Raw genomic sequence first — 26,095 nt, forward strand, 5'->3', positions numbered from 1 at the left:
CGTCAAGCCGCCCGCGAGGTCGCGGCGTAGGCGCCGAGGCCTTCCGCCAGATGGTCGAACAGCAGCCGCATCCGCTTGGTGCCACGCAGGTCCCTGTGCATGGCGAGCCACATCTCGATCTCGAAGCGGAACGCGCCCGGCAGCAGATGCACGAGATCGGGATCGCGCCGTCCGATGCCGAACTGGCACACGGCCAGCCCGAAACCCGCGCGCAACGCCGCAAGCTGGGCGAGGTCCGCATCGGTGCGCAACGCGAACATCTCGCGCTCCAGCGTCAGCCCCATCTTGCGCAGGGCCTGCACCACCAGCGTCTCCTTGTCGAAACCGATGATCGCGTGGCGCGCGACCTCATCGAGCGAGCGCGGCGTGCCGTGTTTCTCCAGATAGTGGCGATGGCCGTGCAGGCCGAGGCCGATCCGGCCGATCTTCTTCGCGACGAGCGCTTCCTGTTTGGGCCGCACCATGCGCACCGCGATGTCGGCGTCGCGGCGCAGCAGATCCTGCGTCCGGTCCGACAGCACGAGCTCAATGGCGATATGCGGATGGTTTTCGCGGAAGGCGGTCAGGATCGGCGGCAGCACTTCGGCGCCGACCACGACGCTGGCGGTCAGCCGCACCGTGCCGCGCTCCTCCGCGTCGGCGCCGGACGAGGCCCGTACCAGGGCCTCGGCCGCGCTCGCCATCGCCGCGGCATGCGGCAGCAATCGGCGCGCCGCCTGGGTCGGTATCAAACCCGTCTGCGAGCGGGTGAAGAGCGACAATCCGAGAGCGGCCTCGAGTTCGTCGATATGCCGGCCCAAGGTCGGCTGGGTCAGCGCCAATTTGCGCGCCGCGGCCGACAGGCTGCCTTCGTCCATCACCGCCAGGAAGGAACGGAAGGTCTCCCATTTCGGTTCGCCGCGCGCCATACGAAACCGTATAGCACAGGAGCGCATTGGGCGAAGCGCGTAGCGCATAGCCGTATGATGCGCGACCAAAAGGTCAGCTCCCGGTACTCGTGTAATGCGCGATGCCGCGGCGCCAGGCGGCGAAGGCGACGGCCAGGAACGCGAAGCCGGCGAGCGGGGTCGCCGCGCCGAGCCATTCCGGCACGCCGATGGACGCGCTGCGTCCGAGAACGGCGGCGACCGGGAAATAGACGACGCAGCCCAGCGGCACGACATAGATCAGGAATTTGCGGAGCCATCCCGCATAGATGTCGAGCGGATATTGCGCCGCCTCGACGCCGCCATAGGTCAGCGTGTTGACCACCTCCAGGCTCTCCACCGTCCAGAAGGACAGCGTGCCTTGCAGGACGAGGATGCCGTAGAACAGCGCGAAGCCGCCGGCGACCGCCCAGAGCAGCAGCGCGATCTTGGCGGCGCTCAGCGCGACGGGCAGCAGCGATAGCGCCACCGCCGTCGCGATCAGGCCCTGCGCCAGCCGGCCCAGCGTCGTGAAGCCGAACTCGAACCCGGCGAGTTGCACCGTCGCCGAGCGCGGCCGCAGCAGGATGCGGTCGAAATCGCCGGTCTTGATGAATTGCGGACCCAGCATATCGAAGCCGCGGGCGCTCATGTCGCACAGCGAAAAGGCCGTGCTCACGACGCCGTAGAACAGCGCCACCTCCGCGAAAGTCCAGCCCTTGATATGTCCGAACCGCGCGAACAACGCGTAGAGCCCGCCGAATTCGGTGATGGTGATCAGGAATTGCGAGGCGAGCCGCAACAGGAACGCGTTCGGATAGAGCATCTGCGCCCGCAGGCAATTGCGCACATAACACCGGAACAAGGCGAATTCGTTCATCCTCAGCTCCCTTGCATGTCGACGCGCGACATCACGCGGTTCAGCCAGGCACGGCCGACGACAATGGACAGCACGACCCAGAGGGTCTGGGCCGCGAGCCCCGCCGCCGCGGCGGCGCCGGTCAGGTTGCCGAAATAGATGCGATAGGGAATGTCCACGAGTCCGGCGAAGGGCTGCCAGAACAGGAAGGGCTGCGCCCAGCCGGGCATCAGCACCAGCGGCACGATCATCCCCGAGAGCGGCGTCACCAGCACGGGCGCGAGATTCGACGCGCGCCGCGTCTTCAATGCCGTCACCGCGACATTGAGGATCACGGTGAAGCCCGACGACAGCAGCACGGTCAGTGCGATCGACAGGGCGAACAGCGCCGCTGCCGCCGCCGTCGGCGGCAAGCGCCAGCTCCAGGCGCCGAGGCCCAGCAGCGGCAAGGCGATTCCCGCCGTCGCGAACATCGGCGTGAGCCGCAGCAGCGTCGCCGCCGCGCGCTGCGCCGCGGCGCGGGCGAACCAGAAGCTGTGCGTGTCGACCGGCCGCAGCCGCTCATAGGCCACGTTGCCGCTCTCCACCGCCTCGGAGATCTCCCCGTCCGCCTGCCAGGGCAGCAGCGCGAGGAATGCCTGCCCCAGCCAGACATAGGTGATCGCCTGCGCCAGGCTGATCGGCTGCGCCCCGGCGCCGGCATAGAACGCCGCCAGCACCATGACCTTGATCACGCCCCACCAGCACTGCGTGGCGAAGCCCGCGAGCGCCGCGGCGCGATACTGCAGCATCAGCGTGAAGCGTGCGCGCAGGATGGCGAGATAGGGCAGGGCCGCGGCGCTCACGCATCCACCGCGCCGTGCAGCGCGTAGAACCGCGCGATCACCTCCTCGATCTTGGGGTCCTCGACCCGGATGTCCCGCACCTCGTGCGCCGCGGCGATCCGTGCGATCAGGGTATGCGCCGCGATGCGTGTCGGATCGAACGCGAACTCGATGGTGCGGCCGTCGCGCCCGCGGATGCTCGCGCCTTCGACCGCCATGGCGTCGGCATCGCCGGCGAAGTCGACGATCAGCCGCCGCTCGCCCAGCACCTGCGTCCGCATCGACTCGAAGCTGGAATCGCGCAGCACCCTGCCGTTGCCGATGATGATCACCCGCCGCGCCAGCGCCTCGATGTCGTGCATGTCGTGCGTGGTCAGCAGGACGGTCACGCCGTCTTCGCGATTGAGGTCCTTCACGAAGGCGCGCAGCGCCAGCTTCGACACCGCGTCCAGCCCGATGGTCGGCTCGTCGAGGAACAGGATCGAAGGCCTGTGCAGCAATGCCGCCGCGATTTCGCAGCGCATGCGCTGGCCGAGCGAAAGCTGGCGCAGCGGCGTATCGAGCACGCCTGCGATCTTCAGCATCTCGACCAGCCGGTCCTTGGTCCGGATGAAGCACGCGGGATCGACGCGGTAGATGTCGCGCAGCAATTCGAAGCTCTCGATGACCGGCAGGTCCCACCACAGCTGCGTCCGCTGTCCGAACACGACGCCGATGCGCCCGACATGCGCGATGCGGCTCTCCCAGGGGACCAGGCCGGCGACCTCGCAACGGCCGGATGACGGCCGCAGGATGCCCGACAGGATCTTGATCGTTGTCGACTTGCCCGCGCCGTTCGGCCCGATGAAGCCGAGCAGCTCGCCGCGCTCGAGCGCGAAGCTCACCGAATCGAGCGCGACGATCCGGCGCTGCCGCCGCCGGAACAGGCCGCGGAACGCGCCCGCCAGGCCGGGATCGCGTGCCGCGATCGTGTATGTCTTGCTGAGATTCTCGACGTCTATCTGCGCCATGGCATCGCTCCGCCCCCAAGCACGATCGCGGCGGACGGGATTTTCCCGCCACCGTTCGACACGCCAAATTGGGCGCGGAACCTAGTTTGGGTCGTGTCGGGCGGTCAATTGCGCCGCAGGGTCCGGCCGCGAAAATCGCACGCGTTGCGCCTTCCCGGACACAGCGGGCGGACAAGCCCGAACGGCCCTCGCCGTTGCCGTTGAGAACACAGGCTTTTTTTCGCGGCGTTCCCGGCTTCAAGCCGAAGTGACTGGAGACCGCGCGGCTCTGACACTATGGTCGGGACATGAGATCGCTCCGCCTCGTCCTGTCGGTTGCCGCCGTCCTGGCGCTGGGCCCCCATGGCGCCGAGGCCGGTAGCGCCCAGCGTCCCATCGTGGTCGAGCTCTACACCAGCCAGGGCTGCAGCTCCTGTCCGCCGGCCGACGCGCTGCTCGGGCGTCTCGCCCAGCGGCCGAACCTCATCGCGCTCAGCCTGCCGATCACCTATTGGGACATGCTGGGCTGGAAGGACACGCTGGCCTCGGATGCCAACACCCGTCGGCAAAAGGCCTATGCCGCCGCCATGGGACATGGCGGCGTTTACACGCCGCAGATCATCGTCGATGGCGTGATCGACGTGGTCGGCAGCCGGGTGGCGAACGTCGATGCGGCCATCGCGATGCGTCAGGCCCAGCTCGCCGAGGCGCAGGCGATGGTCGTGGCGCGCGGCGACGCGGCCCGCTATGCGGCTGAAGCGGTGCGGGCCCAGGCTGTCGCCGCGGATGCTGCGCAGCCTGTCGCTGCCCGTTCGGCGTCCGCGCTCCTGCCGGCGCCGCTGCCCCAGCCGCCGGCCTCACCCCACACGGATCCGCTCGTGTCGGTGGCGATGCGCCAGACGCTGCAGGACCTTCTCATCGACATCGGCGCCGCGCCGGGCGCGCGCGACGCGACGGTATGGCTGTTCCATTTGCGCTCGCAGGTCAGTGTGAAGATTCCCTCGGGCGAGAACGAAGGGCACACCATCGTCTATCACAATGTCGTCGGCGGCCTGCGGGCGATCGGGACCTATAAGGGCCGCGCTCTCGCCATCACCGTGCCGCGTGCCGCGATGGCGAACCTGCCGCATGACGGCATCGCGGTCGTGGTGCAGCAGGGTGGCTATGGCCATGTGATCGGCGCCGCTTATATCAGCCGCCCCGATTACTACGCGAGCCAATAGGCCTTAAACTCGCCGCGCGATGGCGCTGTTCTTCGATTCGGAGTGGTTCGACGCGCGGCTGGCAGCCGCCGGGCTGACGCGCGCCACCGTCGCCGCGGCACTCGGTCTCCCCGACGCGGCGGTGGCCGAGATGTGGAAGGACCAGCGCGAACTCTCGGCCGACGATGTGCGCATCCTGAGCCTGCTGCTGGCGGTTCCGGTCGGCGAGATCGCGTCGCGCGCCGGCGTCTCGACGCCGATCCCCAAGGATGTGCCCGAGACGGGCGAACTCGCGGCGCGGCTGACCGGGATCGAACGCAGCCTGGCGGAGATCAAGGCGCTCCTGCTCGAGCTGCGGACGCGGCGATGAGCGCAGTGCTTGCCGCGCTGTTGCTCTTCGCTTCCACGCTCGTCGTCTGGTTCGTCGCGCGCGCTGCGCCGCCGGCGGTGCGGGTGCAGCTGCGCTTCGCGGCGATCTTGTTCGCGGCCCTCGCGGCTGGTGCCGTTGCGCCGCCGCAGGCCGCATCGGCGGTCGCTCTGCTGGTTTTGCCGCTGGCGCTGGGCGTGCTCGCGCTCGCCGCCGCGGGCCGCTTTGTGCGCGCCGTGCCGTCCGTCGCCGGCGGCCTGCTTCTCGCCGCCATATGCCTCGCCGCCTTGGCCGCGGCGATCACCGGATTCGCGACTTTGGCGCTGGTGCCGGGCGTCGGAGCGATCTTCGCGATCGGCCTCATCTGCGCCGGCCGTTTCGCCGATGCGCGCTTGGCCGGGCTGCAAGGCGCGGCCGCGGCGCTGAGCTTCCTCGCCGCAGCGGCCGCTTTCGCGCGGGACGGCGCAGGTGCCCCGTTGTTGCTGTTCTGTGCGGCCGGCTTGCTTGGATTGACGCTTGCGCTGTCGCGCTCAGGCGTCGCGGTCGCAGAGCGCGCCGGTGCCGACCTGCGCGACGCGCCCATAGGCCACCGCAAGGCTTGAGCGCACGGGCTGTGCCTGCATCAGCACCTGGCCGATCACCTGCGCGACGAAAGCGGGCTGCAGGGCGATGGTGTTCCAAGGCGGAACACCCGTGTCCGTGCCGTTCTGGGACGCTCCAGCACGATGAGAGAAAGCGGCAGCGCGCTCGCGAAACCGCTCCTCGTCGCCGCATCCACTGTCTAAGGTACGGGAAGTATTGGATTTGCCGATGCCACGCGTCATCACCTTCGCGCGGGCGAGTTGCGCGCTGGTCGGAGCAAAGAGGGTTTGCGTTGTGCTCATAACCGGTCCTTAAGGCAAACCCCGGACCGTCCCTGTCGGTTCCGCTCGTCACTTGAGGAATTACGAGTTTTTTAAGCCCCCCCTGCGCATGCTGCGTTGCATAAGGCCGAAAACCGGCCAGGGATGGTGGATGTGAGTCAGCCGCTTCAGAAGAAGCCAGCCGACGAAGGCCTCGGGTCGCTCGCAGCGACCGAACAGGCCGAGCGGCTGCGCTATGCGATGCTGGGCGCGGGCGTTGCCGCCTTCGACTGGTCCATTGCCGACGACCGCATCGTCTGGGACGGTGCCGTCGATATCATCCCCTATCACGCCGATCCCGCCCGCCTCGCGCGCGGCGTCGCCTTTACCGGCTGGCTCAGTCCGGAATCGCGGGCCCGGCTGATCGCGATGGTCGAGTCGCGCTCGGCCCAGGATTGTCCGTTCGACCTGGTGCTCGAAGCCTCGTCGGCGATGGGCTCGCTCTGGATCACGCTCGAGGGCATGCGGATCGCGCGTCCCGACGGCCGTGCCGAGCGCGTCACCGGCTTCATGCGCGTGACGACCGAGAAGCAGCGCGAGATGCAGCGCCTGAACTATCTGGCGACGCGCGACGAGCTGACCGGCCATCTCAACCGCAATTCGCTGCGGGCCGAGCTGACCCAGGCGATCGACCGGGCGCGGGCCGAGGACCGCCATTGTGCCTTCCTCGTCGCCTCGATCGACCGCCTCGCGATGATCAACGACGGCTATGGCTTCGATGCCGGCGACGAGGTGATCGTCGCGGTCGGCGAGCGTTTGGCGCGGACGCTGCGCTCGAGCGACATCATCGGCCGCACCGCCGGCAACAAGTTCGGCGTGATCCTCCGCAATTGCTCCGAGCGCGAGATCGGCGTGGTGGCCGACCGGCTGCGCTCCGCCGTCCGGGGCAGCGTGGTCGACACGCGCTGCGGCCAGGTTTCGGCGACCACCTCGGTCGGCGCCGTGTGGCTGCCGAGTGGCGCCGCAACCAGCCAGGAAGCGATGCTGCGCGCCGAGGAAGCGCTCGACCGCGCCCGCAGCGCCGGCCGCGACGGCTTCTTCGCCTACGAGAAATCGCCGCTGCGCGAAGGCGCCAGGCTGCGCATGATGGCGATCGCCGACGAAGTCGTCGCCGCCCTGAACGACGACAGGCTGCTGCTCGCCTATCAGCCGATCATCCATGCCAAGGACCGCTCGGTCTTCAAGTATGAATGCCTGCTCCGCATGCGCCGCAAGGACGGCAGCGTGGCCACGGCCGGACAGTTCGTGCCGGCGGCCGAGCAGCTTGGCATCGTCGGCCTGATCGACCGCCGCGCCCTGGAGATCGCCATCGCGACGCTGCGCGCCAATCCGCAGGTCCATCTCGGCGTCAACGTCTCGGGCACCGCGGCGGGAAATCCCGCCTGGCTCAACGCCTTCCTCGACTATGTGCGCCTCAATCGCGATGTCGCACCCCGCCTCAACATCGAGCTGACCGAGACCGCCGCGCTGCATCACTTCGAGGAGAACGCGCAGTTCGTGAGCCAGCTGCGCGATCTGGGGTGCACCATCGCGATCGACGATTTCGGTGCCGGCTACACCTCGTTCCGCAATCTGCAGATGCTGCATCTCGACATGGTCAAGATCGACGGCGCCTACGTGAAGGGCCTGTCGGATTCGCCGGAGAACCAGGTCTTCGTGCGCACCCTCACCGGACTCGCCAAGAGCTTCAACCTCAAGGTCGTGGCCGAGTGGGTCGGCTCGGAAGAGGATGCCAAGCTGCTCGAAAGCTTCGGTGTCGACTACTTCCAGGGCTTCTTCTTCGGCGAGCCGGAACTCGAGCCGGCCTGGCTGAAGCGCTGACCGGCGGAACTTTCCCCACCCTTGACCATGCCACCGAATTTGATGCCTTGTGCCGCAGCGCACCTGTTCCCGCAGTGCGCAAAATAATAAGTGCGAGTCCGTGGCCACCAGCCCGGTGCTTGGGTGCATGGCGAAGATCCCGGTTTACAGTGTCTACCCCGACAATGGCCATTCGCCTCTCGGCCTGGCCGCGATCATAGCGTTTGCCAAGCGCTACAAGGACGGTGTGCTCGAGCAGGCGTTCGACTTCGTTCCCGGATATGTCGACGGCCCGCGCGCCGTTTTGGAAAAAGTCCTGACGGGCCGCCCCGGGGTCATTCTCTGTTCCGACTACGTTTGGACGACCGTCAGGAATTTTCAGCTCTCCGGCCTGCTGAAATCCGGCCTGCCGGGCTCAATCGTGATCCATGGCGGTCCCGACGTGCCGAAATACGAGGACAGCTGCCGCGCCTTTTTCGCGCGCTATCCCATCCTCGACATCGCGGTGCGCGGCGAGGGCGAGATCGTCACCGCAGAGCTGTTGGAACAGCTCGCCGCGCAGGGCTTGGAGAGCGCGGCGCGCGACCCGAGTTTCCTCTCGGCGGTGCCCGGCATCACCTTTCGCAACGGGGCGGACATCGTGCGCACCGGCGAACGGCCGCAGGTCAGGACGCTGGACGCATTCCCCTCGCCCTATCTGACCGGTCACTTCGTGCCGCAGGAGGTGGCGCGCTGGAAAGCCGTCGTGCTGGAGACCAACCGCGGCTGCCCCTATGGCTGCGCGTTCTGCGATTGGGGCTCGCTCACCCTCTCGAAAATCCGCAAATTCGACCTCGACCAGGTGGAGGCGGAAATCGCCTGGGTCGCCGAGCACAAGATCCCGATCATGTGGATCGCCGATGCGAATTTCGGAATCTTCGAGCGCGATGTCCGCATCGCGCAGGTGATCGCCGATGCCGCCCGGACGCACGGCTATCCCAAGCAGGTCATCCTCAGCTACGCGAAAAACGCCACCGCCCGGCTCGCCACGATCGTGAGCACGCTATGCTCCGCCGGCGTCATGGCGCACGGCATCGTCTCCATCCAGACGCGCGACGAGGACACACTGACCGCCATCAACCGCTCGAACATCTCCACCCAGCGCTACGAGGAGCTGATCGAGGTGTTCCGCTCCAACCGGCTTCCGATGTCGACCGACCTGATGATGGGACTGCCCGGCAGCACGCCGGAGACCTTCAAGGGCGACCTGCAGTTCTTCTACGACCGCCGGGTCGGCCTCAAGGTCTATCCGACGCGGCTGCTGCCGAACAGCCCGATGGCCCATCCCGACTACATGGCCAAGCACAAGATCAAGATCGACGCCGAGAACCGGGTGGTGGAGAGCGCCAGCTTTTCGCAGGCCGACCTCGCGCGGATGCGGCGGATCTCCAAGCTCTATGCCGGCATGGTGCAGGCGCGGGCGCTCAAATATCCGCTCCTCTATCTGCAGCTCGAGCACGGCCTGCGCTCTCTCGACGTGCTTGACGCCCTGCAGGAGCGGATGGAGAGCGATCCGGCCTCCGTGTCCCAGATCGTCGATTCAGTCGAGGAATATCGCGAAAACTTCGCCGCCATGACGGTCGCCGAATGGACCGTGTTCTATGCGCAGTTCGCGGCCTTCGTCGCCGGCCGCTACGGCGTGGACGATGCGGCCTTCCGCATCGTGCTGCAGGTCCAGGCCGCGGTCGTGCCCGCGCCCGACCGCCCGCTGCCGGCCGAACTCGCGATGGCGCATGATTTCGCTGCCTGGCACGCCCAACTCGGCCGCGTCCGCAACATCGAAGACGCGCGCGCCGCCGCGCCGCCGCGTCTGACGCAATTCGGGCCCGGCGTGCTGCATATCTCCGATCCCAACGATCTGTGCGGCGCCAACGCCCATTTCCTGCAGGACCTCTACGACATCCACATCATCGAATGGGAGCTGTCGTCGGCGCTCATGCCCGATTACCTGCTGCCCGTCACCACGCAGCAGCACGCGCTCGTCGATTGATCGACGCCTCTATTTGCGCTGGCTGAGCTCGGCGAGTTGGCGGCGCATCGCCTCGATCTCGCTCTTCAGCTCGCTGATCTCTTCCGACGGCTTCGGCTTGGGCTCGGTCGCCGCGGCGCCGTTGCCCTTCGGCTCCTCGTCGCCGCCCGCGCGCCGCGTCGCGGCGAACGGGGAGAACATCGACATCGCGCGTTCGAACATCGCCATGTTCTGGCGCGTGAGGTTCTCGATCACCTGGCCCGAGCCGCCGAACGCCTCGGCCAGGCGGTTGCGCATCGCCTCCTGGTTCTTGGCGAAGCCGTCCATGCTCATGTCGAGATAGCCCGGCACGAAGCTCTGCAGGCTGTCGCCGTAGAAGCGGATGAGCTGGCGCAGGAACTTGATCGGCAGCAGGCTCTGCCCCTTGGCCTCTTCCTCGAAGATGATCTGGGTGAGGACCGAGCGGGTGATGTCCTCGCCGGTGCGCGCGTCGCGCACCTCGAACTCGGTTCCTTCCTTCACCATCGACGCCAGATGATCGAGCGTGACATAGCTCGAGGTCTGCGTGTTGTAGAGCCGGCGGTTCGCGTATTTCTTGATGACGACAGGCGTCTCCGCCTTGGGGTTGTCTTCCGGCACGCGGTTTCTCTCGCTGGAAATGGTGTTTCGCGCCTCTTTCGGGCGCTCCCTTGTGCTTAAAACAACAACATGGCTCCGCCCCTGTCCAGTGCCATTTGAGCAACCGCAACATCAGGTTGCATCGCGGTCACGCCTTAAGTCATTGAAATTCCCACGGGATTAGTCGCTGTTTACCGCTGCTCGCATTCGCGGCATTTTGGTGAAATACCCAACAACGTGAAAGTCCGGGAGGTTTTGGTGGAAGAAGTCGTCATCGTATCGGGTGCGCGCACGCCCGTCGGCGCATTCAACGGCGCGTTCGCGAGCGTGCCGGCGCATGAGCTCGGCAAGATCGCGATCAAGGCGGCGCTCGAGCGCGCCAACGTCAAGCCGGAAGAGGTTTCCGAGGTGATCCTCGGCCAGGTTCTCACCGCGGCGCAGGGCCAGAACCCGGCGCGCCAAGCCTCGATCAATGCCGGGGTGCCGAACGGCTCGCCCGCCTGGTCGGTCAACATGGTCTGCGGCTCGGGCCTGCGCGCCGTGGCGCTCGGCGCCCAGGCGATCGCCCAAGGCGACAGCGCCATTGTGGTCGCGGGCGGCCAGGAATCGATGAGCCAGTCGACCCACGCGGCCTATCTGCGCGCCGGAACGAAGATGGGCAATCTCGATCTCGTCGACACGATGATCAAGGACGGGCTGTGGGACGCCTTCAACGGCTACCACATGGGCGTCACGGCCGAGAACGTGGCGCGCGAGTGGCAGATCACCCGCGAGCAGCAGGACCAGTTCGCCGTCGCCTCGCAGAACAAGGCCGAGGCCGCCAGGAAGGCCGGCAGGTTCAAGGACGAGATCGCGCCGGTCACCGTCAAGGAGCGCAAGGGCGAGAAGGTCATCGACACCGACGAGTACATCCGCGACGGCGCGACGCTGGAGGCGATGGCCGGCCTCAAGCCCGCTTTCCAGAAGGACGGCACGGTGACGGCGGCGAACGCTTCGGGCATCAATGACGGCGCCGCGGCGCTCGTCCTCATGAGCGCCAGCGAAGCGAAGAAGCGCGGCCTCAAGCCGCTCGCGACGATCAAGTCCTGGGCGCAAGCCGGCGTGGATCCCAAGGTGATGGGCTCGGGCCCGATCCCCGCTTCGCGCAAGGCGCTGGAGAAGGCGGGCTGGAAGGCCTCGGACCTCGACCTCGTCGAAGCCAACGAAGCGTTCGCCGCCCAGGCCTGCGCGGTGAACAAGGACATGGGCTGGGACACCTCGAAGGTGAACGTGAACGGCGGCGCCATCGCCATCGGCCATCCGATCGGGGCGTCGGGCGCGCGCGTCCTCGTCACGCTGCTCCACGAGATGCAGCGCCGCGACGCGCATAAGGGGCTCGCCACGCTCTGCATCGGCGGCGGCATGGGCATCGCCATGTGCGTGGAACGCTGAGCATCCGATCTCGCTTTGGATGGGGCGGCGGAGCGATCCGCCGCCCTTTCTGCTGAGTTCGAAAATGTCTCGGCGAAGTGTCGCGCAAGTCTTTTGTTGCGCCATCCCGCGCGACCGCGCTATGTGCTACGCAACGATAAAATCTCACGGGGACGACCAGACATGGCACGGGTGGCATTGGTGACGGGAGGGACGCGCGGCATCGGCGCGGCGATTTCCGTCGGCCTGAAGAATTGCGGCTACAGCGTCGCGGCGAATTATTGCGGCAACGACGCCGCGGCCGAGAAATTCAAGGCCGAGACGGGAATCCCGGTGTTCAAATGGGATGTCGGCAGCGCCGCCGCCTGCGCCGCCGGCCTCAAGGAGGTCGAGGCGGCGCTCGGCCCGGTCGACATCCTCGTGAACAATGCCGGCGTCACCAAGGATGCCATGCTGCACAAGATGACCGCCGAGCAGTGGGACGACGTGATCCGCATCGATCTCGGCTCGATGTTCTACATGACGCGGCCGCTGATCGACGGCATGCGCGAGCGCAATTTTGGCCGCATCGTCAACATCTCCTCGATCAACGGCCAGAAGGGCCAGATGGGCCAGACCAACTATTCCGCCGCCAAGGCCGGGATCATCGGCTTCACCAAGGCGCTGGCGCAGGAGACTGCGAAGAAGGGCATCACGGTCAACGTGATCTGCCCCGGCTACATCGACACCGAGATGGTCCAGGCGGTGCCGCCCAAGGTGCTCGAAGGCATCATCTCGACCATCCCGGTCGGCCGGCTCGGCAAGGCCGAGGAGATCGCCAAGATGACCTGCTTCCTCGCGTCCGACGACGCCGCCTTCATCACCGGCGCCACCATGACGGTGAACGGCGCGCAGTATATTGCGGGCTGAACCGATCGCGTGTACGGCCTCGTCCTTCGGCGCGCTCGAGATGGGGCCTTCTCCAAGGCCCTCATCCTGAGCTTGTCGAAGGATGAGGGATCGCTTGAGCACGGTTGCCAGCCTCGGCGTCGAACGTCTCACCTGCATCCGCGGGCAGCGCGTCCTGTTCCGCGATCTGAGCTTTCGCGTCGCCGGCGGACAGATACTGTCGCTTGAAGGTCCCAACGGTGCCGGCAAGACCTCGCTGCTGCGCCTGCTTGCGGGCTTCCTGGTCCCCGCCGCCGGCAGGATCGCGCTGACTGCGGGCGCCGCGACGATCGACGATGCCGAGGAGCGTGGCCGTCTGATCGGCTGGCTCGGCCATCACGACGCCGCCAAGCCGCAGCTGACGCCGCTCGAGGTCCTGGCGTTTTTTGCCGGTCTCTATCGCAGCGACGCGAAGATCGCCGACGCCCTCGCCGCGGTCGGTCTCGCGGCGGTGGCAAGCTTGCCTTGCCAATACCTGTCCGCCGGACAGAAGAAGCGCCTCGCGCTGGCGCGGCTGAAGATCTCCAATCGTCCCGTCTGGCTGCTCGACGAGCCGCTCGCGTCGCTCGATGCCGGCGGCAAGCGGCTCGCCGCCGAGTTTCTCGACGCCCATGCCCTGTTCGGCGGCATCGCCATCGCGGCGACGCACGAGCCGCTGGGGATCGCGTGCGAGCGGCTGGTGCTGGGGGCGCCGGCATGAGCGCGGACGCGATCCTTTTCCTCCCCCGTTGTTACGGGGGAGGGGGACCATCGCGAAGCGATGGTGAAGGGGGTGACACCTGCGCCGGCCCCCTCCGTCTTGGCGCCGCGCGCCAAGCCACCTCCCCCGTAACAACGGGGGAGGAAAACATGCGTCCCACATGATCCCTCTCTTTCTCCGCGACATCCGCCTTGCGAGCCGTGCCGGCGGCAGCGCGGCGCTGGCGCTCGCCTTCTTCGCCGCCGTCGCGACGCTGGTGCCGCTCGGTGTCGGCGCCGACCTGCGGCTCCTTGCGCGCATCGCGGCCGGTGTGCTCTGGGTCGCTGCCGTCCTGGCCGCCTTGCTCTCGCTCGACCGGCTGTTCCAGGCCGATTTCGACGACGGCAGCCTCGACCTCCTCGCCCTCTCGCCGCTTTCGCTGGAAAGCATCGCCGCGGCGAAGATCGCGGCACACTGGCTGACCACCGGCCTGCCGCTCACCTTGCTGTCGCCGCTGCTCGGGCTGATGTTCGGCTTGCCGCCCCGCGCCATCGCCGTCCTCGGGCTGTCGCTGCTGGTCGGCACGCCGTCGGTGAGCGCGCTGGGCGCGATCGGCGCGGCGCTCACCCTCGCGGTTCGCCGCGGCGGGCTGATCCTGCCGCTGCTCGTGCTGCCGCTGCTCAGCCCCGCGGTGATCTTCGGCGCCGGTGCGGTGCAGGCGGTCCTCGACGGCCTGTCGAACGGCGCGCTGCTCTTTCTTGCCGCGTTCTCGGTCGCCGCGACGCTGCTTTCGCCCTTCGCGGCCGCCGCCGCCGTGCGGCTCAACCTCGCAGGATAAGCCCGATGCTTGCGACCCTGGCGCGGGAGGCCTAGATCGCTGTCATGGCCAGCCTGTTCGCCTATGCCAATCCGAAGCGCTTCATGGACCTCAGCGCGGCCGTGCTGCCCTGGCTCGTCGCGGCGACGGTTGCCGCGCTTTTCGCGGGGCTCGTTCTGGGCTTCGCGAGCCCGCCCGATTATCAGCAGGGCGACACCGTCAAGCTGATGTATCTCCATGTCCCGGCGGCCTGGACCGCGATGATGGCCTATGGCCTGCTGGCCCTGGCGTCGCTTTTCAGCCTGGTCTGGCGCCATCCGCTGGCCGATGTCGCCGCGAAGGCGGCGGCGCCGCTGGGCGCGACGTTCACGCTGCTGGGCCTCGTCACCGGTTCGCTCTGGGGCCGCCCGATGTGGGGTGCCTGGTGGGTCTGGGACGCGCGGCTGACCTCGTTCCTGCTGCTGCTGTTCCTCTATCTCGGTTACATGGCGCTGTGGAACGCGATCGAGGACGAGGTCCGTGCCGCCCGTGCCGCCGCGATCCTCGCGCTGGTCGGCGCGGTGAACCTGCCGGTCATCGAGTTCTCGGTGAACTGGCACACGCTGCACCAGGGCGAGAGCATCTTCCGCGCCGGCGGCCCGACGATCGCGAGCGTCTTCCTCTGGCCGCTCTTCGTCAGCATGGCGGGCTACACCCTGCTGTTCTTCACGCTGTGGACCATCCGTATACGGACCGAGATCCTCGAGCGGCGGATCCGTTCGCTCCTGCTGGGTGGAGCGGCGGCATGAGCGGCTTCCTCGCGATGGGCGGTTACGGCGCCTATGTCTGGCCGGCCTATGGCGTCTCGGTTCTGCTGCTCGGCGCCGCGGTCGCCACGACGGTGCGCGCCTATGCCCGGGCCAGGGCACAACTCGCGGCGCTCGAAAAGTCGTGAAGCGCCTCTTCTACATCCTTCCCGTGCTCGCGTTCCTCGGGCTCGCCTGGTTCCTGCACGCCAGCCTGCGCCCGCCGGCGGCTGCGGCGATGCAATCGGCGCTGGTCGGCAAGCCCGTGCCTGCGCTGGCCCTGCCGCCCCTGGATGCGCACACGCTGGGTTTCGGCCGGTCCGATCTCGCCGCGAAGGGCCGGGTCACGATCGTCAACGTCTTCGCCTCCTGGTGCATCCCCTGCCGTGAGGAGGCGCCGCAGCTCGCCCAGCTGGCCCGCGCCCGCGGCGTGCGCCTGATCGGCATCGCCTACAAGGACACGCCGCAGGCGGCCCGCGCCTTCCTCGATGAATATGGCGATCCCTATGAGCGGATCGGTCTCGACGCCGCCGGCGCCGCGGGCATCGAGTGGGGCATCTCGGGCGTGCCGGAATCCTTCGTCGTCGACTCCCATGGCGTGGTGCGCGGCCGGTTCGGGCCGCTCACGCCCGACGGCCTCATACTCGACGTGCTGCCCGCCATCGCGGCGGCACACTGATCTTCAGATTTCGGCAACCATGTTTTGCGATGCTGGCGCGATGCAACTCAGCGCCGCCAATCTCCTGATCGCCGCACAGCAGCTCTCGCGCGGCGCGGCCCGTCCGCCGGCGGACGGGCAGACGCCGTTCGCGTCCGCGCTTGCGAAGGAGAAGGGCGCCGACGCCGCCTCGTTCGAGCCGATGGATTTCAAGCCGGCGACGGCCGCGAGGCCATCGGCCGTTCCGTTGGCGCAAGCGCCTGCGCCGGCTTACAACGCCGGCACGCGCCTCGGCGCCAATCTCGATATTCGCGTTTAGGGGAAAGTCCTTAGGCCCGCCGGCGCTTGGTGCGCCCCTTGGGCGCGGCATGGCCGTCAACGGCAAAGGATTCGGCTGCCGCCGCCACCGTGCTCAGCAGCTTGACCAGCCGTTGCCGCTCGGCCGGCGGCAGGGGATCGAGCAGGGCCTTCTCCGCCCGGTCCGACGCCGTGCGTGCCGCGCGCAATGCCTTGCGACCGCTCGGGGAAATGGCGACGGAGTTCGCGCGCTGGTCCTCTTCGGTGCGCTCGCGCGACAGCAGGCCCTTCTCGAGCATCCGCCGCACCATCTCGGCAAGCGTCGAACGGTCGATGCCCGTGATCTCGACCAGCGCGGTCTGGCTCGCGCCTTCATTGTGCTCGAGCGCGGCGAGAAGCGTGAACTGCTGCTTGGTCAGTTCGCTCGAGCCGACTTCATGCGCATAGAGGTCGCCGAAGAACTGGGAGCAGCGCTTGAGGAGATGCGATGGTGACTCCGACAGGGCGAAGCTCCCATTCGTCTTGCGCTGAGCCTTCGTCATTCAACACCCCTCCGGAACAACCGGCCGGCTTCTGAGCGCCGCTGCTTCGGTTGTCAGGCACCGATATGCGGGCAATGCGTTTGTGGGAAAAGACTAGACGTCCCCGTGTCCCGTCACAACATTCTCTATCGCGTTTGCGCGGGCGTTGGCAACGCAAAGATTTTTCAACCGCACTTTTGTTTCGCTGACAGGCGCGTCAAACTGATCCCATGAGCGACAGCACGCGAGGCATTCCGCCGCCGCCGAACGCGCGCTTCGTGCGGCGTGTACCGGACGGAGACACAACAGAGCGCTATGTCTGCGGCGATTGCGGCCATATTTATTACAGCAATCCGAAAATTGTCGTGGGCGCGGTCGTTGCGCGGGGCGCGCGCGTGCTGCTGTGCCGCCGTGCGATAGAGCCGCGCAAGGGCTTCTGGACATTGCCCGCCGGCTATCTCGAAGAGCACGAGACGCCGGAAGACGGCGCCCGCCGCGAAGCGAAAGAGGAAGCGCTCTGCGACATTGTTTTGCAGGGCCTGCTTGCGATCTATTCAATCCCGGGGATCAGCCAGGTGCAACTGATGTATCGCGCCCGTCTTGATACGGATCAATTCGGCGCGGGCGCGGAAAGCCTCGACGTCGCCCTCTTCGACTGGGACGATATTCCGTGGACGGAGATTGCTTTCCCCAGCGTGCACTGGGCGCTGAACCACTGGCGGGAAGTCAGAGAGGTGAGCAATTTTGCACCTTTTTCGAACCCGCCGGGCGAGACAGGACGTTTTCCACAACCGTGAGGCTCAGTCTGACGTGTCCTGCGGCATGTGCTTGAGCAGAAGCGGCGTTTGCAGCGCGGCGAAGATCACCGTCATCGGGATCACCAGCCAGCTCTTGTAGGTCACCCAGTGCGACAGCGAGAAGTTGCGCCAGACGATCTCGTTCAGCACCGCCTGGACCGCAAAGAAAAGTCCCCAGCGCCAGGTCAGCGTCCGCCAAGCGCTTTCCGGCAGCTCGAACTCGAAGGACAGCGCGTATTTGATGAACAGCCGGTTGAAGGCCAGGCCCCCGAGCAAAACGGCACAGAACGTCGTGTAGATCACCGTCGGCTTGATCTTCACGAACAGGTCGTTCTTCAGGTAGAGCGTCAGGCCGCCGAAGACCAGCACGATGACCGCGGTGAAGATCGCGATCGGCGACAGCCGCCGCTCCATCGCATAGCCGGCGGCGAGCGACGCGAGCACCAGCACCATGAACGTCGCGGTCGCGACGTAGATGCCGAAGAACTGGAACACGATGAAGAAGGCGACGAGCGGCCCCAGATCCAGTGCCAGCCGCCGCAATTGAACGCTCATCTTGCCCCCGTGAGTGCCTTGGCGAAATTGGCGGCGTTGAAGGGCTGCAGGTCGTCGACCCCTTCGCCCACGCCGATATAGTGGACCGGCAGGCCGAACTTCAGCGCCAGCGCCGCCAGGATGCCGCCCTTGGCGGTTCCGTCCAGCTTGGTCATGATCAACCCTGTCAGCGGTACCACGCCCTTGAAGGCCTCGACCTGGCCGATCGCGTTCTGCCCGGTGGTGGCATCAAGCACCAGCAGCGTCGCATGCGGCGCGCTGGGGTCGAGCTTGCGGATCACCCGCACGATCTTCTCGAGCTCCGCCATCAGGCCCGTCTTGTTCTGCAGGCGCCCCGCCGTGTCGATCAGCAGCACGTCGGTGCCGTCGGCCTTGGCTTTCTCCAGCGCCTCGAAGGCGAGCCCGGCTGCGTCGGCGCCGGTCGTCTTGGCGACCACCTGTGCGCCGGTGCGCTGCCCCCAGACGGCGAGCTGCTCGATGGCCGCGGCGCGGAAGGTGTCGCCCGCCGCCAGCATCACCTTGGCGCCGTTGGCGGCGAAGCGCTTGGCGAGCTTGCCGATGGTCGTCGTCTTGCCGCCGCCGTTCACGCCGGCGACCAGGATGACGAAGGGCTTGTGATCGTCGGTGACGTGCAGCGGCTTCTCGATCGGCTGCAGGACCTTGAGGAGCTCGCCGCGCAGGGTCTCGCGGATGTCGTGGTCGCTGACGTCGGCGCCGAAGCCCTTGTCGCTCACCGCCTTTGCCAGGCGGCTCGCCAATGCGGGACCGAGATCGCCCTTGATCAGGGCGTCCTCCAGCTCGCCGATGCTGACCGCATCCAGCTTGCGCTTGGTCAGGACGCCCGCGAGGTTGTCGGTCAGACCGGCCGTCGAGCGCGACAGGCCGGCCTTCAGCCGCTCGAAGAAGGTCGGCGGCGGCGGCGCTTCACCGAAATCCCTCATGCCGCCACCGTGAGATGCCCGGCTGCCGCGCCGGTGACGCGGACCCGCACGAACGTTCCATGCGCCGCGCCTGCGATCTGGGCCGGCGCGAAGCAGGCGGTGCGCCCGATCCCGCCGCGTTCGACCAGCAATTCCTGCGTCGTACCCTCGAGCGAAGCCAGCCTCGCGGTCGTCGCCGCCTCGCCCTTGGCACGCAACCGCGCCGCGCGGTCTTTCACGACGGCACGGTCCAGCTGCGGCATGCGCGCCGCCGGCGTGCCCGGACGCGCGCTGAACGGAAAGACATGCAGGCTCGAGAGGCCCGCGGCATCGATCAGGTCCAGGGTCTGCGCGAACATCGCCTCGTTCTCGGTCGGAAAGCCTGCGATGAGGTCCGCACCGAACGCGGCGTCCGGCCGATGGCGCCGCACCCGCTCGCAAAACGCGATCGTGTCGCCGCGCCCATGCCGCCGTTTCATGCGCTTCAGGATCATGTCGTCGCCCGACTGCGCCGAGAGATGGAAATGCGGCATCAGCCGCTCCTCTTCGGCGATGGCGCGCCACAATGCGGCGTCGGCTTCGATGGAGTCGATGGAAGACAGTCTGAGCCGCCGTACCGCCGGCACAAGTTTCAATATCTTGCGCACGAGCTGCCCCAGCGACGGCGCGCCGGGCAGATCCTTGCCATAGGCCGTGAGGTCCACGCCGGTCAGCACCAGCTCCGGAAACCCCGCCGCCGTCAGCCGCCGCGCCTCGTCGATCACGGCGCCGGGCGGCACGCTGCGCGAATTGCCCCGGCCGTACGGGATGATGCAGAAGGTGCAGCGGTGGTCGCAGCCGTTCTGCACCTGCAGGAAAGCCCGCGTGTGGCCCTCGAAGCAGTCGACCATCTGCCCGGCGGTCTCGCGCACCGACATGATGTCGTTGACCCGGACCCTTTCGGACCCGGCCACGCCGAAACCGGCATAGGCCGGGGTCTGGAGCTTCTCCGCATTGCCGAGGACGAGATCGACCTCCGCCATCGCGGCATAGGTCTGCGGCTCGCTCTGCGCCGCGCAACCCGTGACGACGATCCTCGCACCAGGCCGCTCGCGCCGCGCCCGGCGGATCGCCTGGCGCGACTGGCGCACCGCCTCCGCCGTCACGGCACAGGTGTTGAAGATCACCGCGTCGCGCAAGCCCGCCTCGGCCGCACGCGCGCGGATCGCCTCGGATTCATAAGCGTTCAGCCGGCAGCCGAAGGTGACGATGTGAGCGCTCACGCCGCCAGTGCCTTCAGGTCGACATCGCCCTTGAACGCCAGCGCCGACGGACCGGTCATCAGGATATGGTCGTCGCTCTCGCGCAATTCGATGAACAGCGAGCCGCCGTCCAGCACGACTTCGACCTTGCGGCCCGCCAGTCCGCGCCGGTGCGCCGCCACGGCCACCGCGCAGGCGCCGCTGCCGCAGGCGTTGGTGATCCCGACGCCGCGTTCCCACACCCGCATGCGCAGCTTCCCGCCGTCCACGCTCACGAACTCGACATTGGTCCGCGCGGGGAACATCGGATGGGTCTCGATCCGTGGGCCCAGCGCCGCGACCGGCGCAGCCTCGGCATCGTCGACGAACAGTACGACATGGGGATTGCCGACCGACAGCGCGCTCGCCAGATGCGTGGCGCCGTCGACATTGAGCTGGAACTGGTTGGTGTCCGCCGGCTGGGCCATCGGTACGTCGTCCCACATCAGCCTGGGGGCGCCCCAGTCCACCGTGACCTGTCCGCCGCCCGCGTCGCTGCACAGCAACGTGCCGCCCGCGGTATCGATCCGTACGCGGTCGGCACCGCTCTCCTCCATCAGCAGCCGCGCGACGCAGCGCGTGGCGTTGCCGCACTGTTCCACCTCGCTGCCGTCGGCGTTGCGGATGGTCATCACCGCGTCCGCGCCGTCCCGCCCGGGCCCGATCACGATGATCTGATCGCAGCCGATCCCGAAATGGCGGTCCGCGACCGCGCGCGCGGCCGCCGCATCGAGCGCAAGCTCTTGCTTTCGCGCGTCGAAGACGACGAAATCATTGCCCAGCCCGTGCATTTTCAGGAACGGCGTCATGGGCGGTATATAGGCGGCCGCGTGAGGGGTAGCAACGAATGAAGTATGGCAAATGGATCGCGGCCATGGCCGTGTTGGCGGCCGTCGCGGCCAGAGGAGCAGACAGCGTGGATGACCCCTATATCTGGCTTGAAGACGTGCATGGCGCCAAGCCGCTCGCCTGGGTGGCGGACCAGAACACCCGTACTCGCGCCGTCCTCCAGGCCGACCCGCGCTACCAGGCCGACCACGATGCGGTCCTGAAGGTCCTCGACGCCACCGACCGCATTCCCTATGGCGCGATCGTCCGGGACAGCGTGTTCAATTTCTGGCAGGACGCGGTCAATCCCAAAGGCGTCTGGCGCCGCACCACGGTCGCCGACTACGCGAACAGCAGCCCGCATTGGGAAACGGTCATCGACGTCGACAAGCTCGCCGCCGACGAGCATGAGAACTGGATCTGGAAAGGCGCGAACTGCACCCCGGACCTCAGCCGCTGCCTCGTCCAGCTCTCGCGCGATGGCGGCGACGCGCACGTCATCCGGGAATTCGACCTCAAGACGAAGACTTTCATAAGCGGCGGCTTCACCCTGCCGCATGCCAAGTCCGATGCGAGCTGGATCGACAACGACACGGTGGTCTTCGACACCGATTTCGGTCCCGGCACGATGACCAAGTCGGGCTATCCGCGGATCGTCAGGCTCTGGCATCGCGGCCAGCCGATCGACGCGGCCAAGACGCTGCTGGAGGGCAAGCCGGAGGATATCGCGGTCCAGACGCTGACGCTCAACGGCAAGCACGGCGTCACCGCCCTCGTCGTGCGCGGCGTGACGTTCTTCGAGAACGAATATCATCGCATCAATGCCGACGGCTCACTGACGAAGCTCGACCTGCCGCTCTCGGCCAGCATCCAGGGCATGACCGGCGACCGTATTCTCTTCACCTTGCGCAAGGCATGGGAGACCGGCGGCCAGACCTATCCGCAGGGGGCGCTGCTCTCCATGGCGGCGTCGGGCGGCGACATCGACGTGCTCTATGCGCCGGGCCCGCGCGCCACGGTGGAAGAGGTCGCGCCCGGCCGCGACGTGGTTTATGCCTCGATCTTCGAGAACGTCACCGGCGCCATCCATGCCTTTCGCCGCGTCGACGGCAAATGGCGCGACGACAAGCTCGGCCTGCCGCCCAACGGCGCGACGCATATCGTCTCGACCAATGATTTCGGTCCCGAGGCGATGTATACGTTCGAGAGCTATCTGAAACCCGCGACGCTCTATCTCGACGAGGGCGACGACAAGCCGCGCGCGATCAAGTCATTGCCGGCGCGCTTCGACTCGGCCGGCTTGGTGACCGAGCAATTCGAGGCCGCCTCTTCCGACGGCGTGAAGATTCCGTATTTCGTGACGCGTCCGAAGACGCCCGCCGGTCCGGCGCCGACGATCCTCTACGGCTATGGCGGTTTCGAGATTTCCCAGACGCCGGCCTATTCGGCGAATTTCGGCATGCTGTGGCTAGCCAAGGGCGGCATCTTCGTCGTCGCGAACATCCGCGGCGGCGGCGAGTTCGGCCCCGCCTGGCACGAAGCCGCGCTGTTCGAGAACCGTCAGAAAGCGTTCGACGATTTCGCCGCCGTGGCGCGCGATCTCGTCCGGCGCGGCCTCACCACCGCGCCGCAGCTCGGCATCATGGGCGGCTCGAATGGCGGTCTGCTGGTCTCCACCTCGATGGTGCAGCATCCCGAACTGTTCGGCGCGGTGGTCTGCCAGGTGCCCCTGATCGACATGCTGCGCTTCACCCAGATCGGCGCCGGCCAGTCCTGGGCCGACGAATACGGCGATCCCGCCGATCCGAAGGCGCGGGAATGGATCCTCAAATACTCGCCCTACCAGAACGTGAAGCCGGGCGTGAAATATCCGCCGGTGCTGTTCACCACCGCGACCAGCGACGACCGCGTCACGCCCGTGCATGCGCGCAAGATGGCCGCGAAGATGGAGAGCTATGGCGACGACGTGCTGTTCTTCGAGAACACCGACGGCGGCCACTCCGCCGGCGCCAACCACAAAGAGGCGGCCGAGATGTGGGCGTTGAGCTTCGTGTATCTGAAGCAGAAGCTGGGATTGAAATAACTTTCCTCCCCCGTTGTTACGGGGGAGGAAACGGAGGACATCGTGCGCTTTCAGTCTCTTCTTTTCGCCTCCATCGCTCTCCTCGCCACCTCAACCCTCGCCGCTCCCGTCGACGACGATCCCAATCTATGGCTCTCCGACATCTACGGCGAAAAGCCGCTCGCCTGGGTCAAGCAGCAGAACGCCACCAGCGAAGCCGCGCTCAAATCCGATCCTCGCTACGCCCAGGATTACGGGACGATCCTCAAATCGCTGGACGTGCCCGACCGCATCCCGCTGGGCCAGCTCGATCATGGCAAGGTCTATGATTTCTGGCAGGACGCGGAGCACGCGCGCGGTATCTGGCGCCGCACCACGGCCGCCGACTACGCGTCGAAGACGCCGCATTGGGAAACCCTGCTCGACCTCGACACGCTCGACGCCGGCGAGCACGCCCAGTTCGTCTGGCAGGGTGCCGATTGCGCGCCGGACGGCGACCGCTGCCTGATCCGGCTTTCGCCCGGCGGCGGCGATGCCGCGACGGTGCGCGAGTTCGACCTGAAGACCAAAAGCTTCGTGGCCGATGGCTTCGCGCTGCCGCTCTCGAAGCTCAACGCGGCCTTCATCGATGAGAACACCGTGCTGGTCTCGACCGATTTCGGTCCCGGCACGCTCACCAAGTCGAGCTATCCGCGCATCGTGAAGCTCTGGCGTCGCGGCGAAGCGCTTGCCGACGCGAGGACGGTTTATGAAGGCACCGCGGACGACATCTCGGCAAACCCCGTCGTCTTCCACGGACCATACGGCACCATCGCGCTGGTCGAGCGCGGCCTGACCTTCTTCACCGCGGAATATCGTTATGTCTATCCCGACGGATCGACGATGAAGCTGCCGCTCCCGCCCGGCGCCGAACTGCATGGGGTCACGGGCGGCAAGCTGATCTTCACGCTGCGCGAGCCTTGGACGCCGCCCGGCGCGCAGAAGCCCCTCGGGCGCGGCGCGCTGATCGCCTTCGCGGTCAAGCCGTACGTGCTGCAGAAGATGCAGGCGCGCTTCGAGCTTCTTTACACGCCGGGCCCGCGCGACGCGGTGGACGGCGTCGTCGCCGGCCGCGACGCGGTCTATGCCTCGATCTACGACAACGTCACCGGTTCGGTGCATGCCTTTCGCGAGAGCAACGGCCATTGGAGCGATACGAAGCTCGCCCTGCCGCAAGGCGGTTCGACCGCGGTGCTGCCGGCCGACCCCTGGAGCGGCGCCGCGCAGTTCGCCTTCGAGAGCTTCCTCACCCCGCCCACGCTTTACGCCACCGACGGCACCTCGCCGCCCATCGCGGTGAAATCCCAGGCGCCGCTGTTCGATGCGAGCCGCTACAGCGCGCAGCAGCTTTGGACCATCTCGTCCGACGGCACCAAGGTCCCGTATTTCCTGATCCGCCCCAAGGCCGCGAAAGGTCCGGTGCCGACCATCCTCTATTCCTATGGCGGTTTCGAGCTCGCGCTGACGCCCTGGTACTGGAACGACGGCCATCGCCCGCTCGATGTGGGCCAGGTCTGGCTGAGCCGGGGCGGCGCCATCGCGGTGGCCAATATCCGCGGCGGCGGCGAGTTCGGGCCGCGCTGGCACCAGGCGGCGCTCAAGCAGAACCGCCAGAAGGCGTTCGACGATTTCGCCGCCGTGGCGCGCGACCTGGAGACGCGCAAGCTCGCCACGCCCAAACAGCTCGGCATCGTCGGCGCCTCGAACGGCGGCGTGCTGACCACCGTGACGATGACCCAGCATCCCGAACTGCTCGCCGCCGTGGTCTGCCAGCGCCCGCTGGTCGACATGCTGCGCTACACCCGCTTCGGCGCCGGCGCCTCCTGGATCGACGAATATGGCGATCCCGACAAGCCGGAAGACCGCGCCTGGCTGGCGAAATACTCAGCCTATCAGAACGTGAAGCCGGACGCGGCCTATCCCTCCATCCTCTTCATCACCGAGACCAGCGACGACCGCGTCACGCCCATCTGGGCTCGCATGATGGCGGCCAAGATGGAGGCGCAGGGTCACGACGTGCTGTTCAACGAAAGCGCCGAAGGCGGCCACGGCCCCGGCGCCACCAACGCCGCGCAGGCGGAGATGTGGGCGCTGAGCTATGTGTATCTGAAACAGAAATTGGGATTGAAATAGAGCGGCCGCCGCCCCCATGCTGTGCCCGAACGGGGAGGTCGGCATGGACAGGTTCGGGCGCATCTTCGCGGCAATCGCGGCCGTCTTTGTCTGGGCGGTCCTGCTGACCGAACTGGTGCTGGCCGTGACGGCGCCGCAGGACGGTCTCGGTGCCGCCGCGGCGCTCGGCCGCTATGTCAGCTCCTTCACCATTCTTGCCAATCTGTTCGCGGCGGTGGCACTGGCGGCGGTTGCATTCGATCCGCATCGCGCGGCGCGCGCGAATATCCTCACCGCGATCCTCCTCTATCTGACCGTCGTCGCGCTGGTTTATCTCCTCGAATTCCACGGCGCGCTTGAAACAAAAGCCGGCGGCCTGCGCATGCTGCTCGACGCGGCGATCCACGACATCGTGCCGGCGCTCTACCTCGTCTTCTGGCTGTTCTTGCCCAAGGGCACGCTCGGCTGGCGCGCACCCTTCGCCTGGTTGGCTTTCCCGCTTGCCTATCTCGTCTTCATGCTGGTCCAGGGCGCGCTCACGGGCCATTATGCCTATCCTTTCCTCGACCTCGCGGCGCTCGGCGCCGGCCGGGTGGCGATCAACAGCCTGGGTTTGCTTGGGATCTACCTGGTCGTCGGCTTCGTCCTGGCCGGCATCGACTGCGCCTTGGGCGGCCTGCCGCGCCGCCTCCCGGCCGCATCGGGCTAGGCGCGTCATCCGTCGGCACGACCTGTGATTGACGGCCCGCCCTCTCTGGCCTAAAACCCGCCGCTTCCGGAAGAGACGAGGTCGCTTCCGGTCCTGGGCTCGGCCCAGGATCGCCCCCAGGCAGCGCGGATGCGCCCCCTGGGGCCGTTTTGCTTTGGGTATTACTTGCCCGTCATCATCCGCGCATGCGGGTGATCCAATTTCCGGCTCCGCCGCCGAAATTGG

28 protein-coding genes are annotated in these 26,095 nt (G+C 67.2%); 17 read left to right on the top strand and 11 right to left on the bottom strand.

Annotated features, from left to right (window positions below):
• Window positions 1-2 precede the first annotated feature (2 nt).
• From WDM91_21040 to WDM91_21055, 4 genes are all read right to left on the bottom strand, one after another.
• Window positions 3-908 carry a LysR family transcriptional regulator gene (locus tag WDM91_21040; protein MEI9997095.1) on the bottom strand — a complete coding sequence of 302 codons (906 nt, stop codon included), beginning with the start codon at window positions 906-908 and terminating at the stop codon, window positions 3-5.
• A gap of 73 nt (window positions 909-981) precedes the next feature.
• Window positions 982-1,785 carry an ABC-2 family transporter protein gene (locus WDM91_21045; GenBank protein MEI9997096.1) on the bottom strand — a complete coding sequence of 268 codons (804 nt, stop codon included), beginning with the start codon at window positions 1,783-1,785 and terminating at the stop codon, window positions 982-984.
• Window positions 1,786-1,787: 2 nt separating this feature from the next.
• Window positions 1,788-2,609, bottom strand: a complete 822-nt coding sequence (locus WDM91_21050; GenBank protein ID MEI9997097.1) for a hypothetical protein — start codon at window positions 2,607-2,609, stop codon at window positions 1,788-1,790.
• Window positions 2,606-3,598, bottom strand: a complete 993-nt coding sequence (locus WDM91_21055; GenBank protein MEI9997098.1) for an ABC transporter ATP-binding protein — start codon at window positions 3,596-3,598, stop codon at window positions 2,606-2,608. Before WDM91_21055 ends, WDM91_21050 begins: the two co-directional genes overlap by 4 nt.
• Window positions 3,599-3,885: 287 nt before the next feature.
• Here WDM91_21055 and WDM91_21060 point away from each other — a divergent pair, with 287 nt between their 5' ends.
• Genes WDM91_21060 through WDM91_21070 form a run of 3 tightly spaced genes read left to right on the top strand, consistent with a single transcriptional unit; the run spans window position 3,886 to window position 5,748 of the window.
• Window positions 3,886-4,800 carry a DUF1223 domain-containing protein gene (locus tag WDM91_21060; GenBank protein ID MEI9997099.1) on the top strand — a complete coding sequence of 305 codons (915 nt, stop codon included), beginning with the start codon at window positions 3,886-3,888 and terminating at the stop codon, window positions 4,798-4,800.
• A gap of 19 nt (window positions 4,801-4,819) precedes the next feature.
• Entirely contained in the window at window positions 4,820-5,149 is a 330-nt protein-coding gene (locus WDM91_21065; GenBank protein MEI9997100.1) for a hypothetical protein, read from the top strand.
• Entirely contained in the window at window positions 5,146-5,748 is a 603-nt protein-coding gene (locus WDM91_21070; protein MEI9997101.1) for a hypothetical protein, read from the top strand. Before WDM91_21065 ends, WDM91_21070 begins: the two co-directional genes overlap by 4 nt.
• Here WDM91_21070 and WDM91_21075 read toward each other — a convergent pair.
• Entirely contained in the window at window positions 5,677-6,030 is a 354-nt protein-coding gene (locus WDM91_21075) for a hypothetical protein (GenBank protein MEI9997102.1), read from the bottom strand. The two genes, WDM91_21070 and WDM91_21075, sit on opposite strands and share 72 nt — an antisense overlap.
• A gap of 132 nt (window positions 6,031-6,162) precedes the next feature.
• Here WDM91_21075 and WDM91_21080 point away from each other — a divergent pair, with 132 nt between their 5' ends.
• Both WDM91_21080 and WDM91_21085 read left to right on the top strand, forming a co-directional pair.
• Window positions 6,163-7,869, top strand: a complete 1,707-nt coding sequence (locus tag WDM91_21080) for a bifunctional diguanylate cyclase/phosphodiesterase (GenBank protein ID MEI9997103.1) — start codon at window positions 6,163-6,165, stop codon at window positions 7,867-7,869.
• Window positions 7,870-7,996: 127 nt separating this feature from the next.
• Window positions 7,997-9,877, top strand: a complete 1,881-nt coding sequence (locus WDM91_21085; protein ID MEI9997104.1) for a radical SAM protein — start codon at window positions 7,997-7,999, stop codon at window positions 9,875-9,877.
• A gap of 9 nt (window positions 9,878-9,886) precedes the next feature.
• Here the strand turns inward: WDM91_21085 and phaR are convergent, their stop codons facing one another.
• Window positions 9,887-10,495 carry a polyhydroxyalkanoate synthesis repressor PhaR gene (gene phaR, locus WDM91_21090; protein MEI9997105.1) on the bottom strand — a complete coding sequence of 203 codons (609 nt, stop codon included), beginning with the start codon at window positions 10,493-10,495 and terminating at the stop codon, window positions 9,887-9,889.
• Between the two features lie 237 nt (window positions 10,496-10,732).
• On the opposite strand from phaR, the gene WDM91_21095 reads away from it, so the two are divergent.
• The 8 genes from WDM91_21095 (at window position 10,733) to WDM91_21130 (ending at window position 16,069) form a co-directional block, all read left to right on the top strand.
• Window positions 10,733-11,905: an acetyl-CoA C-acetyltransferase gene (locus WDM91_21095; GenBank protein MEI9997106.1), complete on the top strand. Its 1,173-nt coding sequence runs from the start codon at window positions 10,733-10,735 to the stop codon at window positions 11,903-11,905.
• Between the two features lie 162 nt (window positions 11,906-12,067).
• A complete protein-coding gene (phbB, locus tag WDM91_21100) occupies window positions 12,068-12,793 on the top strand; it encodes an acetoacetyl-CoA reductase (GenBank protein MEI9997107.1) in 726 nt (241 codons plus the stop codon).
• Window positions 12,794-12,887: 94 nt separating this feature from the next.
• Window positions 12,888-13,511 carry a heme ABC exporter ATP-binding protein CcmA gene (gene ccmA / locus WDM91_21105; protein ID MEI9997108.1) on the top strand — a complete coding sequence of 208 codons (624 nt, stop codon included), beginning with the start codon at window positions 12,888-12,890 and terminating at the stop codon, window positions 13,509-13,511.
• 160 nt (window positions 13,512-13,671) lie between these two features.
• Window positions 13,672-14,328: a heme exporter protein CcmB gene (ccmB, locus tag WDM91_21110; GenBank protein MEI9997109.1), complete on the top strand. Its 657-nt coding sequence runs from the start codon at window positions 13,672-13,674 to the stop codon at window positions 14,326-14,328.
• A gap of 44 nt (window positions 14,329-14,372) precedes the next feature.
• Complete coding sequence (gene ccmC / locus WDM91_21115; GenBank protein MEI9997110.1) at window positions 14,373-15,095, top strand: heme ABC transporter permease CcmC; 723 nt, start codon at window positions 14,373-14,375, stop codon at window positions 15,093-15,095.
• Entirely contained in the window at window positions 15,092-15,241 is a 150-nt protein-coding gene (gene ccmD / locus WDM91_21120) for a heme exporter protein CcmD (GenBank protein MEI9997111.1), read from the top strand. The genes ccmC and ccmD overlap by 4 nt, the downstream gene beginning before the upstream one ends.
• Window positions 15,238-15,771 carry a DsbE family thiol:disulfide interchange protein gene (locus WDM91_21125; protein MEI9997112.1) on the top strand — a complete coding sequence of 178 codons (534 nt, stop codon included), beginning with the start codon at window positions 15,238-15,240 and terminating at the stop codon, window positions 15,769-15,771. The genes ccmD and WDM91_21125 overlap by 4 nt, the downstream gene beginning before the upstream one ends.
• Before the next feature lie 40 nt (window positions 15,772-15,811).
• Window positions 15,812-16,069, top strand: coding sequence for a hypothetical protein (locus WDM91_21130; GenBank protein MEI9997113.1), 258 nt, complete (start codon window positions 15,812-15,814; stop codon window positions 16,067-16,069).
• Window positions 16,070-16,079: 10 nt separating this feature from the next.
• Here WDM91_21130 and WDM91_21135 read toward each other — a convergent pair whose 3' ends face one another.
• Window positions 16,080-16,589: a MarR family transcriptional regulator gene (locus tag WDM91_21135; protein MEI9997114.1), complete on the bottom strand. Its 510-nt coding sequence runs from the start codon at window positions 16,587-16,589 to the stop codon at window positions 16,080-16,082.
• Between the two features lie 209 nt (window positions 16,590-16,798).
• Between WDM91_21135 and WDM91_21140 the strand changes: the two genes are divergently transcribed.
• Window positions 16,799-17,365, top strand: coding sequence for an NUDIX hydrolase (locus WDM91_21140; protein MEI9997115.1), 567 nt, complete (start codon window positions 16,799-16,801; stop codon window positions 17,363-17,365).
• A gap of 3 nt (window positions 17,366-17,368) precedes the next feature.
• Here WDM91_21140 and WDM91_21145 read toward each other — a convergent pair whose 3' ends face one another.
• From WDM91_21145 to dapF, 4 genes are read right to left on the bottom strand one after another with little or no spacing between them, the layout of a single operon-like run.
• Entirely contained in the window at window positions 17,369-17,920 is a 552-nt protein-coding gene (locus tag WDM91_21145) for a septation protein A (protein MEI9997116.1), read from the bottom strand.
• Window positions 17,917-18,861: a signal recognition particle-docking protein FtsY gene (ftsY, locus tag WDM91_21150; GenBank protein MEI9997117.1), complete on the bottom strand. Its 945-nt coding sequence runs from the start codon at window positions 18,859-18,861 to the stop codon at window positions 17,917-17,919. The genes WDM91_21145 and ftsY overlap by 4 nt, the downstream gene beginning before the upstream one ends.
• Entirely contained in the window at window positions 18,858-20,102 is a 1,245-nt protein-coding gene (gene mtaB / locus WDM91_21155) for a tRNA (N(6)-L-threonylcarbamoyladenosine(37)-C(2))-methylthiotransferase MtaB (GenBank protein MEI9997118.1), read from the bottom strand. Before mtaB ends, ftsY begins: the two co-directional genes overlap by 4 nt.
• Window positions 20,099-20,929: a diaminopimelate epimerase gene (gene dapF, locus WDM91_21160; GenBank protein ID MEI9997119.1), complete on the bottom strand. Its 831-nt coding sequence runs from the start codon at window positions 20,927-20,929 to the stop codon at window positions 20,099-20,101. The genes mtaB and dapF overlap by 4 nt, the downstream gene beginning before the upstream one ends.
• A gap of 38 nt (window positions 20,930-20,967) precedes the next feature.
• On the opposite strand from dapF, the gene WDM91_21165 reads away from it, so the two are divergent.
• Genes WDM91_21165 through WDM91_21175 form a run of 3 tightly spaced genes read left to right on the top strand, consistent with a single transcriptional unit; the run spans window position 20,968 to window position 25,870 of the window.
• Window positions 20,968-23,031 carry a prolyl oligopeptidase family serine peptidase gene (locus tag WDM91_21165; GenBank protein ID MEI9997120.1) on the top strand — a complete coding sequence of 688 codons (2,064 nt, stop codon included), beginning with the start codon at window positions 20,968-20,970 and terminating at the stop codon, window positions 23,029-23,031.
• A 42-nt stretch (window positions 23,032-23,073) separates the two neighbouring features.
• Entirely contained in the window at window positions 23,074-25,182 is a 2,109-nt protein-coding gene (locus WDM91_21170) for a prolyl oligopeptidase family serine peptidase (protein MEI9997121.1), read from the top strand.
• 43 nt (window positions 25,183-25,225) lie between these two features.
• On the top strand, window positions 25,226-25,870 hold the full coding sequence (locus WDM91_21175) for a Pr6Pr family membrane protein (protein ID MEI9997122.1): 645 nt from the start codon (window positions 25,226-25,228) through the stop codon (window positions 25,868-25,870).
• The last annotated feature ends 225 nt before the right edge of the window (window positions 25,871-26,095 follow it).

The sequence above is a fragment of the Rhizomicrobium sp. genome, from assembly GCA_037200385.1.
Lineage (GTDB): Bacteria > Pseudomonadota > Alphaproteobacteria > Micropepsales > Micropepsaceae > Rhizomicrobium.